Origin of the sequence: Heyndrickxia camelliae (assembly GCF_002844575.1) — a bacterium.
Taxonomy (GTDB): domain Bacteria; phylum Bacillota; class Bacilli; order Bacillales; family Bacillaceae_C; genus Margalitia; species Margalitia camelliae.
The window spans coordinates 55,679-71,713 of record NZ_PIQO01000014.1; the positions used below are offsets into that span (position 1 = coordinate 55,679).

Genomic DNA, 16,035 nt, shown 5'->3' on the forward strand with positions numbered 1-16,035 from the left:
ATGGCAAACTTCAGAAAACTTGCTAGTGGGAAATGGCAAGCACGTGTTCATAAAGATGGTAAATTAGTAAGCCTTGGTACATTCAGAACAAAAAAGGAAGCTGAAATTGAAGCGGCAAAGGTTGAGGAAAGAAAATATTATGGACAAACAATAAATGATCGAAATATGCTTTTTGATGAAGTTGTGAAAGATTGGCTTGAACATAAAAACGCTAATGTAAAGGAATCAACATTTGTACAGCTTGAAGTAATTATAAGGAATCACGTTTTGCCCACTTTTGGACACAAAAAAATCATGATGATCCACAGACCTGAAATAAAAAGATGGATTGCAAAATTTGGTGAGCTTGATGAAAACGGAAAAGAAAAATATTCATTTGGCTCAAGGCTAAAATATCTTTCTGTTATGAAAAGCATCCTACATTATGCTGTTCATGAACTTGATGTGCTAGAAAAAAATCCGGCAGATAAATTAAAAGTTCCTATACAAGATTCTGTTGCTATAAAAAAGGAAAAAGTAAAATATTTCAGCCTTAAAGAATTAAATCGCTTATTAGATTTTATGAAAACATACAAGCATCAGCGTTTTCCGGAATATCAGCTTTACTACACCTTAATGCTTTTCTTAAGCAAAACCGGCTTGAGAATTTCTGAAGCATTGGCTTTAAGATGGGAAGATGTTGATGGTGATAAAATAAGCATTAACAAACAAACAAGCCGTGATGATAATAATAAAGTGAAACTAACAACTTTAAAAAACGCTTCATCTTATCGAATAATTAAAATTGAACCTGACGTAATACGTGAATTGAAGAAGTTTAAAATGAAGCAAAATGAATTGATATTAGGAAATCCAAGGTTTCGCAAAAACGAAGATGGTATTATCTTTCAAAATTATAACGGTCATTATTTAACACCTTCTATCATCCGTGAAACAATGCAGGATTATTGTAAAAAAGCCGGAGTTGAATATAAAGGCACACATGGTTTTAGACATACACATGCTGTTCTGCTTCTTGAATCAGGTGTAAGCCTTAAATATGTATCAAATCGATTGGGGCATAAAACCATCAAAACAACAGCTGATACTTATCTTGATATTACTGAAAAAATAGAAGAAGACGAACTTCAAAAGTTCGCCTCCTACACTAAAAGATAAGGTCAACTTGGCACGAATTTGGCACGCCACCAAGTTGGCACGATATAAAAACTCCTCAAACCTGCAATATATATAGGTTTTTTAGCTATTAACCAATAGAACCTTCCATCTCAAACTTGATAAGGCGGTTCATTTCTACCGCATATTCCATAGGAAGTTCTTTTGTAAATGGCTCGATAAAGCCCATAACAATCATTTCTGTTGCTTCTTGTTCTGATACACCACGGCTCATAAGATAGAAGAGTTGTTCTTCTGATACTTTTGATACCTTAGCTTCATGCTCTAATGAGATATTATCGTTTAATATTTCATTATATGGAATAGTGTCAGAAGTAGATTGATTATCCATAATTAAAGTATCACATTCAATATTTGCTCTTGCTCCATCTGCCTTACGTCCGAAATGAACAATCCCACGATACGTTACTTTTCCTCCGTGTTTTGAGATTGATTTAGACACGATAGTAGAAGAAGTATTAGGGGCTAAGTGCATCATTTTCGCACCCGCATCTTGGTGTTGGCCTTTCCCTGCGATTGCAATAGAAAGAGTCATACCACGAGCACCCTCTCCTTTTAAAATAACGGCAGGATACTTCATTGTTAATTTCGAACCGATGTTACCGTCAATCCATTCCATTGTAGCATTTTCTTCGCATACAGCGCGTTTAGTAACTAAGTTATAAACGTTATTTGCCCAGTTTTGAATGGTTGTATAACGGCAATAAGCATTTTTCTTAATAATAATTTCCACTACGGCACTATGAAGAGAATTAGTTGTATAAACTGGTGCTGTACATCCTTCAACATAATGAACATGTGCACCCTCATCTACAATAATTAATGTACGTTCAAATTGTCCCATATTCTCCGAGTTAATACGGAAATATGCTTGCAACGGAGTTTCAACCTTTACGCCTTTTGGAACATAAATAAATGATCCTCCTGACCAAACAGCTGAGTTAAGTGCAGCAAATTTGTTATCTGTCGGCGGAATTACTGTAGCCCAATGTTCACGGAAAATATCCTCATTTTCACGTAAAGCAGAATCTGTATCCTTGAAGATAATACCCATTTTTTCAAGGTCTTCCTTCATATTATGGTAAACAACCTCAGATTCATATTGTGCAGAAACCCCTGCCAAATATTTTTGCTCTGCTTCAGGAATTCCTAATTTATCAAAGGTATTTTTGATTTCCTCGGGTACTTCATCCCAAGTGCGTCCTTGTGCTTCTGATGGTTTTACATAATAAGTAATTTCATCAAAGTTTAATCCAGATAGGTCGCCGCCCCATTGTGGCATTGGTTTATTATAGAAATGTTCCAATGACTTGAGACGAAAATCTAACATCCATTGTGGTTCATTCTTCATTTTAGATATTTCTTCGACAATTTCACGTGTTAGCCCACGTTTAGAGCGGAATACCGAAACATCTTTATCGTGAAAGCCATATTTATAATCGCCGATTTCAGGCATTTTCTTTGCCATTTCCATCATTCCTCCCTTACTTTATCTAGCTTCAAGTGAAATTGGCACTGCAAATTTCACCTTGCCTATCGGCTAACGGATTTTCTCCGTCTCCTCCCTACAATAAGTCAACATCAGTTGTAAATGGATGCTATTTTCACTTGTTCGTGAACTACCTTACTGTGTTTTCTTTATCTCAGTTAAAGACTACGAAATCCGTTCACCATTGTGCAAGGCACTTCCGCTTTTCGAAGTGCTACTCCTTTTCCTTGCCTAAGCCTTTTTCCATTGCCTTCCATGCCAACGTAGCACATTTTATGCGGGCTGGAAATTTTGAAACTCCTTGAAGTGCTTCCATATCACCTAAATCCATGTCACCCTCATATTCTTTTCCTTGCACCATGTCGGAAAAAATATGGGAGAGGGCTTCAGCGGTTTCTACGTCTTTTCCTTTAATCATTTGTGTCATCATTGAAGCAGATGCCATTGAAATAGAGCAGCCTTCTCCTTCAAATTTAGCATCTGTTACAATGCCATTTTCAACATTCATGGTTAAATGAATACGATCGCCACAGGTTGGGTTATTCATATCTATTGTAAGATTACCGTTTTCTAAGGTACCCTTATTTCTTGGATTTTTATAATGATCCATAATAACTCTTCGATATAATGCATCTAGATTATTAAAGGACATCGCTAAAATACTCCTTCGTTTTAACAAGACCGCGTGCAAGTCTGTCAATATCTTCTTCGGTGTTGTACAAATAAAAGCTTGCACGTGCAGTTGCGGATACATTTAACCATTTCATCAATGGTTGCGCGCAATGATGACCGGCTCGAACAGCGATACCTTCAGCATCCAATACGGTTGCAACATCATGAGGATGTACATCCTCCAAATTAAAGGTTACTAGTCCTGCACGCTTTGTTGGATCTTTAGGACCGTATACAGTAAGCCCATCTATTTCTGACAATCTGTTCAAAGCATATTCTGCTAATGCATGTTCATGCTTTGTAATATTTTCAAGACCAATTTCTTCAAGAAAGTCAATTGCTGCTCCCAAACCAATTGCACCTGCAATGATAGGGGTTCCTCCTTCAAATTTCCACGGCAATTCCTTCCATGTTGAATCATATAGATCAACAAAATCAATCATTTCTCCGCCAAATTCTACAGGCTCCATTTCTTCAAGCAACTGTTTCTTTCCATACATAACGCCAATTCCAGTCGGGCCGCACATTTTATGACCAGAAAACGCCAGAAAATCACAGTCTAAATCTTGAACATCCACCTTCATATGTGGAGCACCTTGTGCACCGTCTACTACCATATATGCATGATGTTCATGGGCGATTTTTGCAATTTCCTTAATCGGATTCATTGTACCAAGTACATTGGAAACAAGTGCAATTGCCACTATTTTTGTTTGGTCAGTTACTGTTCTTCGCATATCATCTAACAGAATCGTTCCATCTTCTTGCATGGGAACATATTTTAAAGTAGCACCTTTTCGTTTTGCTAATTGCTGCCAAGGAATGAGATTACTATGATGCTCCATGTAGGAGATCACAATTTCATCTCCTTCTTTCACATTATCATTTCCAAAGCTGCTTGCTATCATGTTAAGCGATGCCGTAGTACCGCGAGTGAATACAATCTCTTCTCTCGACGAAGCATTGATAAATTTACGTACCTTATCGCGTGCGCCTTCATATTTATCTGTTGCTCTTGTACCTAGTGTATGAACACCGCGATGAACATTTGAATTATCTAGTCGATAATATTGGTTTACAGCTTCAATGACGGAAAGTGGTTTTTGCGATGTTGCCGCACTATCTAAATAGACTAGCGGGTGTCCGTTTACTTCCTGATCGAGGATTGGAAACAGTTTACGGATCTCATTTGCATTCATTATTTAACTTTCCTTTCAATAACCTCTGTCAACTGTTTTTTAACAGCTTCAATTGGCATTTCACTTACTACAGGGGCTAGGAATCCGTGAATAATTAAGCGTTCTGCCTCTTTACGGGAAATTCCACGGCTCATTAAATAATATAATTGTACTGGATCAACACGGCCAACTGAAGCAGCATGTCCAGCCATTACATCATCTTCATCAATAAGCAGCATAGGGTTCGCATCCCCGCGAGCTTTTTCACTTAACATGAGCACGCGAGACTCTTGCTCAGCATCTGATTTTGTTGCTCCATGCTCGATTTTTCCTATACCGTTAAAAATAGAAGATGCAGCATCTTTCATAACCCCATGTTTTAAGATGAAGCCTTCTGTGTTTTTACCAAAATGAGTAATTTGTGTTGTAAAGTTTTGAATTTGCTTACCGCGTCCAACAACTACGGTTTTAGAATGAGCGATAGAGCCGTCGCCAACAAGTTTTGTTGTATTATCAGAGATAGTATTCCCATCATTCATCATGCCAAGTGCCCATTCAATGCGTGCATCACGTTTTGTAAATCCTCTGCGATTTACATAAGTTGTTACGCCTTCGGCCAGAGTATCTACGGCACCATAAGAGATTTTTGCACCATTATTTGCCACTAATTCTGTAATGATATTCACAATTCCGCTTGCTTTTTCATTTGTTGATACATAGTTTTCAACAACTGTAACAGAACTATTATCATCTGCAACCACTAGTACATGATTAAATAATGGTGCGTCCTCATGATCATGAACATAAACCGTTTGTACAGGCTCACTAATTTCAACATCCTTAGGAATATATAAAAATATTCCCCCATTCATTAGTGCAGCGTGAAGTGCTGTTAATTTGTGTTCATCTATTTTAACTGCCTCTTGCATAAAGTATTTTTGAACTAAGTCTGAATGTTCTTTAATAGCAGTTACAATATCGGTGAATATAACTCCTTTTGCTTTTAACTCGTCTGAAATAGATAAGTAAGCTGGAGTTTGATTATGTTGAATATATAGATTTTTACTTTCGTTTTCCAATTCAATTAGGGAACGAACTGCCTCTGGTAAAGCATCTAATGTTGAATATGGTTCGCTTGCCACTGCATGTTGGGCAAATTGAGTAAAGTTCCATGTTGTAATTCTAGTTTTATCAGGTCTTGGCATAGGAAGCTCTTCAGCCTTTTGGAAGGCATCAACACGAAGCTTCGTAAACCATTCTGGTTCACCCTTTTCTTGAGAAAAAGAGCGGACATAATCCTGATTAACGGATAGTTTTGTTTCTACAGTCATGTTAATCCTCCTAACCTTAAGCTTCTTGGCCAACAGTTTCGTCTTCAATACCTAATTCATGCTTAATCCAATCGTATCCTTCTGCTTCTAGGCGCTGAGCCAATTCAGGACCGCCGGATTTTACAACACGGCCTTGCATCATAACATGAACAAAGTCAGGAGTTATATAGTTAAGTAAACGTTGGTAGTGAGTGATGATTAGACAACCAAACTCACTGCTTCTCATTTCGTTGATACCTTTTGATACTACTTTCAAGGCATCGATATCTAATCCAGAGTCAATCTCATCAAGAATAGCTAGTTTTGGCTCAAGCATCATCAATTGAAGAATTTCATTGCGTTTTTTCTCTCCGCCTGAAAATCCTTCATTTAAATAACGTTGTGCCATATCCGGATCCATTTCTAGAAATTCCATTTTTTTATCCAACTCACGAATAAATTTCATCAAAGAAATTTCATTGCCTTCTCCACGACGTGCATTGATTGCAGAACGTAAAAAGTCAGCATTTGTTACCCCAGCGATTTCGCTTGGATATTGCATCGCTAAGAAAAGACCTGCACGTGCGCGCTCATCTACTTCCATTTCCAAAACATTTTCGCCATCTAAAGTGATGGAGCCTTGTGTGACTTCATATTTAGGATGACCCATTATCGCAGATGATAAAGTGGATTTACCAGTACCATTCGGACCCATGATTGCATGGATTTCTCCGCCTTTAATCTCTAAATTTACACCTTTTAAGATTTCTTTCCCTTCAATTTCAACATGAAGATCCTTAATAATTAACGTTGAACCTGCCATGATTATACCTCCGTTGTATATAAAAATTTCTACATCTCATTCTCAATCTATTCTCATTCTAATCTTATAACAAATTAAAAGTAAAAACAACCAAGAACGATGATTAAAAAATATTGTAGTATATTACTCACAACATCTAATTTACCACGTATGTTTTACGTAATCAAAAGCTCTTTTCTTGAACATTATTGTTATGTAAATTTGTAATCATAATAAGTTCGTCATTCCACTTTCGATTAAACTTCTTTTACGTAAAAAGATGGCCTAAAATTAAAGCTTACCTAGGATAGTATCTTCAATACACAAAGCCATAACCGATACAAATATAGCCACAAGAAAGCCGGCGCTAAGAATGCCGGCTTTCTTTCATTAATTTATTCCAGTAGTTAATTTACGACCAAGGTCTGCTACAATTCGTTGGGAGTTAATATATTCCCTCTCTCTTTTTTTCTCAATTTGCATCCTTACTCCATGCTTTCGCTTGTACACTTCATAACCTACACCATGTGCACTGTGCAATGCTTTTTCCATGTCAGTTGTGTACTTGATTTTAAGAGAGTTAATAATGAACCAATCCCTTCTTTTTATTTACATTTTTCATGGTAACAAGAAAAACATGATAAAACAAAGTTGATTTTCTTCCATTATCTACACTAATCACTTCTGCGGCTCCATAACAAATATTATATAGAAGGTATTCTTAAAAATTGTTCTAAATACTCCAATAAGGTGGATTGTATGCAAAAAATGCCCCGGGGCAACCCGGAGCATTAACTGATCATGTATTATTTTGCGGATACAGGTACAACTGCACCTTTCCATTCTTTTAAGATGAAGTCTTGAATTTCTTTTGAGTGTAATACGTCCACTAGCGTTTTGATTGCTTTTTTATTTTCGTCACCTTTGCGAACTGCAATTACATTCACATATGGTGAATTCTTTCCTTCAATAGCAATAGAATCTTTAAGAGGATTTAAACCTACATCAATTGCAAAGTTAGAATTAATAACTACTGCATCGCCTTCACCATGTTTATAAGCGGTTGTTAAGTATGCAGGATCATATTTATAGTCGAATTTAAGATGTTTTGGATTATCTACAATATCTTTAATAGTTGCTTTTGTTTTATCGACACCTGGCTTAAGTTTTATTAGCCCATTTGCTTCAAATAAAGATAGAATTCTTCCGTGGTCTGCTACAGAATTACTCATTAAAATTTTTGCTCCATTTGGAAGGTCTTTTAGTGATTTATATTTTTTTGAATAGATTCCCATCGGCTCAATGTGAATTCCACCAGCATTTGCAAATTTATAGCCATTGTCTTTCATTTGTTGTTCTAAATAAGGAATATGCTGAAAATAGTTTGCATCGAGTTCACCAGAATCTAATGCTTTATTTGGTATTACATAATCTGTATACTTTTCAATTTGCAAATCAATGCCTTTTTTCTTCAAAATCGGCTTTGCTTTTTCTAGAATTACAGCATGAGGTGTATTTGACGCACCTACAACTAATTTTGTAAGTTTGCTATCGCTATTACTAGATGAATTTTTCGAGCCGCATGCAGCTAGTGAAACAATTAATAAAGAAGCTATGAAAATACCTAACCATTTTTTCATTACTAAAACCTCCTAATAAATTTAACGTTTATCTAATTTTTTTGTTATAAAATCTCCAATAAATTGGATGATAAACACAATAATTAATACAAGTACTGTTGCAACAACCGTTACATTTGTACGGCCTCTTTCAAACCCATCCATATATGCAACGTTTCCTAACCCACCTGCACCTACTGCCCCGGCCATAGCCGTATATCCAACAATTGCAATGGCCGTTACCGTTATACCTGAAACAATTGCAGGCATAGATTCAGGTAATAGAACTTTAAATATAATAGTTGTAGTAGTAGCTCCCATTGATTTGGCTGCCTCTATAACACCTTTGTCAATTTCGCGGAGTCCAATTTCTACAAGTCTTGCATAAAAAGGAGCAGTACCGACAATCAGTGCTGGCAATGCAGCATCTTCTCCAATGATCGTTCCTACTATTATTTTTGTAAAAGGAATTAATAATACAATTAAAATAATAAATGGAATAGACCGGAATATATTTACAACCGCACCAATAATGGAATTGATGAAACAATTTTCCCATATGTTTCCTTTAGCTGTTAAGAATAATAATAATCCTAATATGATACCAAGAATAAATGTTGCAAGAACTGACCAAAAGGACATGTAAAGTGTTTCTTTTGTAGCGTCCCACATATCTTGCCAAACAACATCCGGAAATAATTTTTCAATCATTTGCTTGTAGCACCTCCACTCCAACCTGCTGTTCTTTCAAGTAATTTACTGCGTTATTCATTTCTGTTTCTTTCCCAACTAAATGAAGGAAAAGCGTTCCATAGGATCCATTTTGTGTTTGCGAAATAGTTCCTTGAAGAATATTCACAGTCAATGGAAACTTCCGAATTAAATCGGTAATAACAGGTTGTTCAACACCAGCGCCGATAAATGTTAGCTTTATCACTTGACCATCAGGATACTTTCGAAGTAAATGAGATACTACTTCATTTGCATCTTCTTGATCAGATACTTGGCTGACAAAGCGTTTTGTAATTTTCTGCTTAGGGTTTTTAAAGACTTCTAAAACCGGCCCTGTCTCTACTATCTTTCCATTTTCCATTACTGCAACCCGATGGCAAATTTTTCGAATGACGTGCATTTCATGTGTAATTAATACAATGGTTAGTCCCAATTGTTTATTGATATCTACTAATAAATCTAATATCGAATCCGTTGTTTGTGGGTCAAGAGCTGAAGTAGCCTCATCACAAAGAAGAACTTTCGGATTATTGGCTAAGGCACGAGCAATCCCTACTCTTTGCTTTTGTCCTCCACTTAACTGGGATGGATAGGCATTTTCTCTTCCCTCAAGCCCAACGAGCTTTATCAGCTCATCCACTCTTTTCATACGTTCGTTTTTTGGTACGCGGGCAATTTCTAATGGAAAAGCAATATTTTCACGAACTGTGCGAGACCATAATAGATTAAAATGCTGAAAAATCATTGCGATATCTTGTCTTGCTTTTCGTAAGGCTTTTCCCTTAATTTTTGAAATCTCCTGTCCCGCGACTTGTACTACACCAGACGTTGGAAGTTCTAACCCATTTAACATTCGGATAAGCGTACTTTTTCCAGCTCCTGAATATCCGATGACCCCGAAAATTTCCCCTTCATTAATTTGTAAATCGATATTATCAACAGCTGTTACCACTTTATTTTTAGTTTTGAACTGTTTTTTCACTTGTTGAATCGTGATCAAATTCTTCACCTTCTTTTTTCTCGATTGTCCCAATAGAACAAATACAAAAGCGCCTTGCTCATTGGGGGTACGGATCTATGAAATTTGTAATATTATTTCACCTTCGTAGTCTTCGCCTGAGATAAGGAATACACACTAGCTGATGTTGACTTATCTTAGGGAAGAGACAGAGAAATCCGTAGATGCTGAAACTAGACGTAGACAACTTTTCAAAAAGTTCGTCCATAAGTTTAAATTTCTTCTTTTTTTTAAAAAAATTAAAAATGCCTTTCCGCAGGCGAGCAGAAAGGCACGTATTAACAAATATCCTTTCTCTCATCTTCCAAAACAATATCTATCATTGTTTTGTGTGAATTGGCACCATTTCAGTTAGTCGCTGATGGTTGCCGGGTTTCATAGGGCACATCCCTCCACCTCTCTTGATAAGAGCACACATTTATTCAATTGAAATTAAATTCATTTAATTAATTACGATAGTGATTTTATCATGCATTAATTCATCATGTCAAAGGAAAAATATTGTTAAGTAAATCTTTTTATTAAACATTTACACAGAAATCGCTTCCATTCCCTTCTCATAATCCCGACAAAGCCATAAAATCGATTCTAATAAGAGGAAGTGCCGAAAAGATCCCTCATAAACAATATCATTATATTTTTTCAATTTGGATAATCGCACTTTTCCTTTTAAAAGTTCAAACGCAACAGATGATACAGTGATAATTTTTGTAGCTATTTCATCTGCTTGATTGGACTTTTCATAGGAAAAGCCATCTTTGGATAATTGTATAATCCATGAATCCTTTTCTGTACATATACAAAAGGTAAAAGGCTCACTTGGCAGTAAAGTATGTAGATGACTTCTAGCAATAAAATGGTATTTTAATTTACTTATACAGGCTTCCATTAAAATCATCCTCAATCATTTATTTAATTGTAAAATACTTTATGCTCCGGAATAATTCCTCCCAATATTTATCTGCAACTTTCGCACTTAAGAACAAAAAAGGACAACTATCATCAATTTATGACGGTTGTCTCAGCTATTTCCCAAGAAATATGTAATTATTTAGCTAACATCGGTATAAATTATTGTTAATTAGATTCTCTATTATAAAACGAATTCAATTTTTCATATATAAAAGGAACAGAGTGAAAAGCATAGACTCTTTCCTTTAACTGTCCATTTTGGAATAAAAGTAAGCAAGGGACGCTTTCAACCTGAAAATCCTCTGCAAGTTTCGGAGAGTAATTTAAATCCATTTTAAACATATGCAGGGATGGGAATAGTTCTTCTGTTATACTTAAGATTTTTCCTGCAACCTGGCACGTTCCACATAACGGAGTATATAAGTAGAGGGTAAAGTTATCTTCTTTATTTTCCATCATTTTAGTGAATTCTTCATATGTTTGCTCTTTCATTGTTTACCACCTATCTATGGAAAAACACCTTGGATATACCAAGGTGTTTTTTATTATTCTTCGTTAATCATTTCTTGATATTTTTCTGCAGTCAATAGTTCATTTAGTTCTTCCTTATTGGACGGTTCTACAACAATCATCCATGCCTTTTCATATGGAGACTCATTTACAAATTCAGGACTGTCATTTAATTCTTCGTTCACAGCAACCACTTTTCCGCTAATTGGTGCATAAAGCTCTGACACTGTTTTAACAGATTCGACACTGCCGAATGGTTCGTTTACTTGTACCTCTGTTCCAACTTCAGGAAGCTCTACAAAAACGATATCTCCTAGTTCAGATTGTGCAAAGTCTGTAATTCCAATGCGAACATTTTCCCCTTCATCTTTCACCCATTCATGCTCTTCTGAATAACGTAATTCACTTGGTAAACTCATTGAAAAATCCCTCCATCATTATGTTCAAAATAAAAGGTGAAAATCCTATAAATATGTACTCACCCAGCCTATCTCATTATGCCGATAATCGACTCATGATTAGTAGCTTAACATGTTTATATTTACATAAAAGCTGTGTATAAATCAAGATATTCTATATTCTTATAGCCATTTTTGCGCAAATTCTTCTTCCTTAAATCCAATAGATACTTTTTCTCCATCTGTGACTAGTGGACGCTTTATTAACATACCTTCAGATGCAAGTAAATCAAGCAATTCATCCTCTGTTGCACTATTTATTTTATCCTTTAATCCAAGCTCACGATATTTTTGACCACTTGTATTAAAGAATTTTTTCAACTCTACTCCACTTAAATGGTATAACTTTGCTAATTCTTGTTTGGAGGGCGGTGTTTCAACTATATGTACTTCCGTAAACGGAACATTATGCTCTTCCAACCATTTTTTAGCTTTACGGCATGTACCGCATTTAGGATACCAATAAAAAGTCAAAGACATCTATGTCACTCCTATTCTTATCGATCGTTCATTCGATGCTGTAATAATACTATTCGACATTTATTATATTTTACCTTCTATTGTAAAGGGAAATGATAAGTTTACACTCTATACCCATTTTCGTTTTACCCGATAAAAATCCTGCATATAACCATATGTTAACATAGGAGCCATAATCATTTGATAGATCAAAATCAATAGTAGACAAACGATAAGGTTTTTCCGAATTCTTGGATTTTTAACGAATTATATATACCTTCTCCAAGCGGCGATCATAAGTTTATTGGAAAATCAGAATGCTCTTCTTTAAAAGATGGCTGCCGGTCAAATAATATACTGACTACTAAAAATGTATGAAATACCAGAGATAATGACTATCGCAGCAGGAATGGTACTATCTATCCGAAGTCATTAATCCAAGGAACCAATAGGATTGTAAATTTCAGTAGAGCCATCAAAACGAAAATAATTCTTACTTAGGATGCCCGTTTATTAAAAAAATGAGCCAACCAATCGAAAGATCAGTTGGCTCATTTCTATTAAAGAACGTATTTCTCCGCTTCAATAAGTTTGACAGAAGCTTCACGTTTTTTCGCAATAACATTAATAGGATTGTGGCGTGTTAATTTTCGCAATGCTGATAACATCATTCTTAATGTATCGCCTTCTTCTATTGCTACTAACGATTCTTTCGCCAATTGTTCAATTTCATTGAAGGCTTCTTGGCAAAAAATTTGGGTATACAGAAGTTTCTGCTCAGACTTATCTGCACCATCTCTTACAAGTGCTTTTTCCGTACGAAGTACCGTTGATTCCATAGAATAAGTTAAGGAAACAATATCTGCTACATTCACCAATATTTCTTGTTCTTGCTCCAGAGCAGTTCCATATTTCTGCGCCGCTAATCCTGCAATCATCAATGCAACCTTTTTCGCATTGCGAGTTAAATATTTTTCCTGGTCTAATGGAGCATCGCCTACTTCCTCAGGCATCATCATCATTAGCTCTTCTTGTAAGCTTTGTGCTTTTTGAAGTAGAGGTAATTCACCCTTTAATGCCTTTTTCATGAAGGTACCAGGAACAATTAGACGGTTGATTTCATTTGTTCCTTCAAAAATACGGTTAATACGGGAATCACGGTAAGCTCTTGAAATTTCATACTCATCCATGAAACCATATCCGCCATGAATTTGTACGCCTTCATCCACTACATAATCAAGGACCTCAGATCCGAATACTTTGTTCAAGGAGCATTCTATTGCATATTCAGCAATGGAATTTGCAACCTCTAAGCCGTTTTTAGATTGTTCCTCTGTTAATTGGCTCATTCTTTCATCGAAAAGTCCTACTGTCCTATAAACAGAACTTTCTGACGCATAGATTTTCGCTGCCATTGTTGCAAGTTTTTCTTTTGTTAAATTAAAATTAGAAATTGGTGTCTTAAATTGCTTACGTTGGTTCGCATATTTTGCAGTAATTTCAAAAGCACTTTTTGCACCACCAACTGTACCCACTCCTAGCTTATAACGGCCAATGTTTAGGATATTAAAGGCAATTTTATGTCCTTTCCCAACTTCACCTAATAGATTTTCGACAGGTACCTCTGCATCTTCTAGTATTAGAGTTCGTGTAGAGGAACTTTTTATACCCATTTTTTTCTCTTCAGCGCCTGTTGATACACCCGGAAATTCACGTTCCACGATAAATGCGGAGAATTTATCGCCATCAATTTTTGCGTAAACAACAAATACATCTGCGAATCCGGCATTTGTAATCCATTGCTTTTCACCGTTTAAAATGTAATGAGTACCTGCATCATTCAATTTTGCCACTGTTTTTGCTCCAAGCGCATCGGATCCTGAACTAGGCTCTGTTAATGCATAAGCGGCAATTTTTTCACCAGTAGCCAGAGCAGGCAGATATTTTTGCTTTTGCTCTTCGTTTCCGAATAATACGATAGGAAGTGAACCGATTCCCACATGGGCACCATGGGAAATAGAGAAACCACCAGACTTTGCCATTTTTTCAGCGATTAATGCAGAGCTTACTTTGTCGAGATCAAGACCACCGTATTCTTCTGGTACATCTGCTCCTAATAAGCCAAGTTCTCCAGCAGATTTTAACAGTTTGACAGAACGGTCAAACTCATGTTTTTCTAAATACTCTACTTGTGGCAATACTTCATTATCAATAAAATCCTCCGTCGTTTTTGCAATCATTTTTTGCTCATCAGAAAAGTCTTCCGGTGTAAAGATTCGTTCATAAGAAATATCTTCAATTAAAAAGCTGCCGCCTTTAATCAATTTTTCGGTTTGATTTGTCATGGTAATTTCCTCCTTAATATTCTTTAACATAATATTGATGGCATTCTTACGCCTAATCGTATACATTTGTGCGTATGAATTAGGGCTATTTAATCATTACCGAATTTGCTTTTTCATTATGAAATAAGTTCAAATACTCCTGCTGCCCCCATACCGCCACCGATACACATCGTTACTACTCCAAATTGTACGTTGCGTCTTTTCATTTCATGAATAAGTGAAAGAGTTAATTTGGTTCCAGTACAGCCGAGCGGATGTCCAAGAGCAATGGCTCCTCCGTTAACATTAACAATCTCTTCATTTAGACCGAGTTTGCGAATCACTTGAATGGATTGGGATGCAAATGCTTCGTTTAATTCAAATAAACCAATATCGGATAATTCTAATCCAGCAATTTTCAATGCTTTCGGAATCGCTTCAACTGGACCAATCCCCATGATTTCAGGTGGAACCCCCGCTACTGCAAAGGAACGGAATTTTGCCATTGGTTTATAGCCCAATGATTTTGCTTTTTCATTATCCATTAATAGTACGGCAGCCGCTCCGTCACTTGTTTGAGATGAATTTCCGGCAGTAACACTTCCTGTTACGGAGAAAGCTGGACGAAGCTTTCCTAAAACTTCAACGGTTGAATCAGGCCGAACCCCTTCATCTTGTGTAAATGTAATCTTTTTTTCTACTAATTTATGATTGGAATCGACGGAACGAAGCGTCACATCGACAGGAACAATCTCATCCTGAAATTTTCCCTCTGCAATTGCTTTCGCTGCCTTTTGATGACTGCGAACGGCAAAGGCGTCTTGATCTTCACGAGAAACCCCGAACTTTGTTGCAACTTGTTCGGCAGTATGACCCATTCCCATATAATATTGTGGTGCTGTTTCAGCCAGCGTCGCATTAGGGCGTACCACATGCCCCATCATCGGTACAAGACTCATAGATTCCGCACCGCCTGCTAAAATGGTGTCCGATGCTCCAAGCATAATTCGTTCTGCCCCATATGCAATTGCTTGAAGCCCTGAAGAGCAATATCTATTAATGGTTACGGCTGGAACTGTATCTGGCAGCCCAGCAAGAGCTCCGATATTACGGGCCATATTTAATCCTTGTTCCGCTTCCGGCATCGCGCACCCGATGATTAAATCATCTATATTTCCTTCATAGTTTCCGGCCCTTTTTAATGTCTCTTTGACCACCAATGCTCCTAAATCATCAGGACGAACATTGGCAAGTGTGCCTTTATTTGCCTTTCCAACCGGTGTTCTTGCACCAGCTACAATGACCGCTTCACGCATTTTCTTCCCCTCTTTCCAGGCGATATACTGCTAGATAAAATCACCTTTCGAATATATGTC

16 protein-coding genes and 1 riboswitch are annotated in these 16,035 nt (G+C 36.6%); of the genes, 1 reads left to right on the forward strand and 15 read right to left on the reverse strand.

What is annotated here, in order from left to right:
- Positions 1-1,158 carry a tyrosine-type recombinase/integrase gene (locus CWO92_RS16740; RefSeq protein ID WP_101355354.1) on the forward strand — a complete coding sequence of 386 codons (1,158 nt, stop codon included), beginning with the start codon at positions 1-3 and terminating at the stop codon, positions 1,156-1,158.
- Between the two features lie 88 nt (positions 1,159-1,246).
- Here the strand turns inward: CWO92_RS16740 and sufB are convergent, their stop codons facing one another.
- From sufB to CWO92_RS16810, 15 genes are all read right to left on the reverse strand, one after another.
- Entirely contained in the window at positions 1,247-2,644 is a 1,398-nt protein-coding gene (gene sufB / locus CWO92_RS16745) for a Fe-S cluster assembly protein SufB (RefSeq protein WP_101355416.1), read from the reverse strand.
- 235 nt (positions 2,645-2,879) lie between these two features.
- Positions 2,880-3,317 carry a Fe-S cluster assembly sulfur transfer protein SufU gene (sufU, locus tag CWO92_RS16750; protein ID WP_101355355.1) on the reverse strand — a complete coding sequence of 146 codons (438 nt, stop codon included), beginning with the start codon at positions 3,315-3,317 and terminating at the stop codon, positions 2,880-2,882.
- Positions 3,307-4,536, reverse strand: a complete 1,230-nt coding sequence (locus CWO92_RS16755; protein ID WP_101355356.1) for a cysteine desulfurase — start codon at positions 4,534-4,536, stop codon at positions 3,307-3,309. Before CWO92_RS16755 ends, sufU begins: the two co-directional genes overlap by 11 nt.
- Complete coding sequence (sufD, locus tag CWO92_RS16760; protein WP_101355357.1) at positions 4,536-5,846, reverse strand: Fe-S cluster assembly protein SufD; 1,311 nt, start codon at positions 5,844-5,846, stop codon at positions 4,536-4,538. The genes CWO92_RS16755 and sufD overlap by 1 nt, the downstream gene beginning before the upstream one ends.
- 16 nt (positions 5,847-5,862) lie before the next feature.
- Positions 5,863-6,648, reverse strand: a complete 786-nt coding sequence (gene sufC / locus CWO92_RS16765) for a Fe-S cluster assembly ATPase SufC (RefSeq protein WP_101355358.1) — start codon at positions 6,646-6,648, stop codon at positions 5,863-5,865.
- Between the two features lie 369 nt (positions 6,649-7,017).
- Positions 7,018-7,179, reverse strand: a complete 162-nt coding sequence (locus CWO92_RS26755) for a YuzK family famiily protein (protein ID WP_474994309.1) — start codon at positions 7,177-7,179, stop codon at positions 7,018-7,020.
- Between the two features lie 254 nt (positions 7,180-7,433).
- Positions 7,434-8,267 carry a MetQ/NlpA family ABC transporter substrate-binding protein gene (locus CWO92_RS16770; protein WP_101355359.1) on the reverse strand — a complete coding sequence of 278 codons (834 nt, stop codon included), beginning with the start codon at positions 8,265-8,267 and terminating at the stop codon, positions 7,434-7,436.
- A gap of 21 nt (positions 8,268-8,288) precedes the next feature.
- The gene (locus CWO92_RS16775) at positions 8,289-8,957 is read right to left on the reverse strand and encodes a methionine ABC transporter permease (RefSeq protein ID WP_101355360.1); all 669 of its coding nucleotides are present in this window, start codon (positions 8,955-8,957) and stop codon (positions 8,289-8,291) included.
- Positions 8,950-9,978, reverse strand: coding sequence for a methionine ABC transporter ATP-binding protein (locus tag CWO92_RS16780; protein ID WP_101355361.1), 1,029 nt, complete (start codon positions 9,976-9,978; stop codon positions 8,950-8,952). The genes CWO92_RS16775 and CWO92_RS16780 overlap by 8 nt, the downstream gene beginning before the upstream one ends.
- Before the next feature lie 312 nt (positions 9,979-10,290).
- Positions 10,291-10,407: riboswitch (SAM riboswitch) on the reverse strand.
- 118 nt (positions 10,408-10,525) lie between these two features.
- Complete coding sequence (locus CWO92_RS16785) at positions 10,526-10,885, reverse strand: hypothetical protein (RefSeq protein ID WP_101355362.1); 360 nt, start codon at positions 10,883-10,885, stop codon at positions 10,526-10,528.
- A gap of 188 nt (positions 10,886-11,073) precedes the next feature.
- Positions 11,074-11,400, reverse strand: coding sequence for a thioredoxin family protein (locus tag CWO92_RS16790; RefSeq protein WP_101355363.1), 327 nt, complete (start codon positions 11,398-11,400; stop codon positions 11,074-11,076).
- A gap of 53 nt (positions 11,401-11,453) precedes the next feature.
- Positions 11,454-11,837 carry a glycine cleavage system protein GcvH gene (gene gcvH / locus CWO92_RS16795; RefSeq protein ID WP_101355364.1) on the reverse strand — a complete coding sequence of 128 codons (384 nt, stop codon included), beginning with the start codon at positions 11,835-11,837 and terminating at the stop codon, positions 11,454-11,456.
- A gap of 162 nt (positions 11,838-11,999) precedes the next feature.
- Positions 12,000-12,356: an arsenate reductase family protein gene (locus CWO92_RS16800; RefSeq protein WP_101355365.1), complete on the reverse strand. Its 357-nt coding sequence runs from the start codon at positions 12,354-12,356 to the stop codon at positions 12,000-12,002.
- A 539-nt stretch (positions 12,357-12,895) separates the two neighbouring features.
- A complete protein-coding gene (locus CWO92_RS16805) occupies positions 12,896-14,680 on the reverse strand; it encodes an acyl-CoA dehydrogenase FadE (RefSeq protein WP_101355366.1) in 1,785 nt (594 codons plus the stop codon).
- Positions 14,681-14,796: 116 nt separating this feature from the next.
- Positions 14,797-15,975 (reverse strand): acetyl-CoA C-acetyltransferase, encoded by a 1,179-nt coding sequence (locus tag CWO92_RS16810; protein ID WP_101355367.1) that lies wholly within the window; start codon positions 15,973-15,975, stop codon positions 14,797-14,799.
- Between the last annotated feature and the right edge of the window lie 60 nt (positions 15,976-16,035).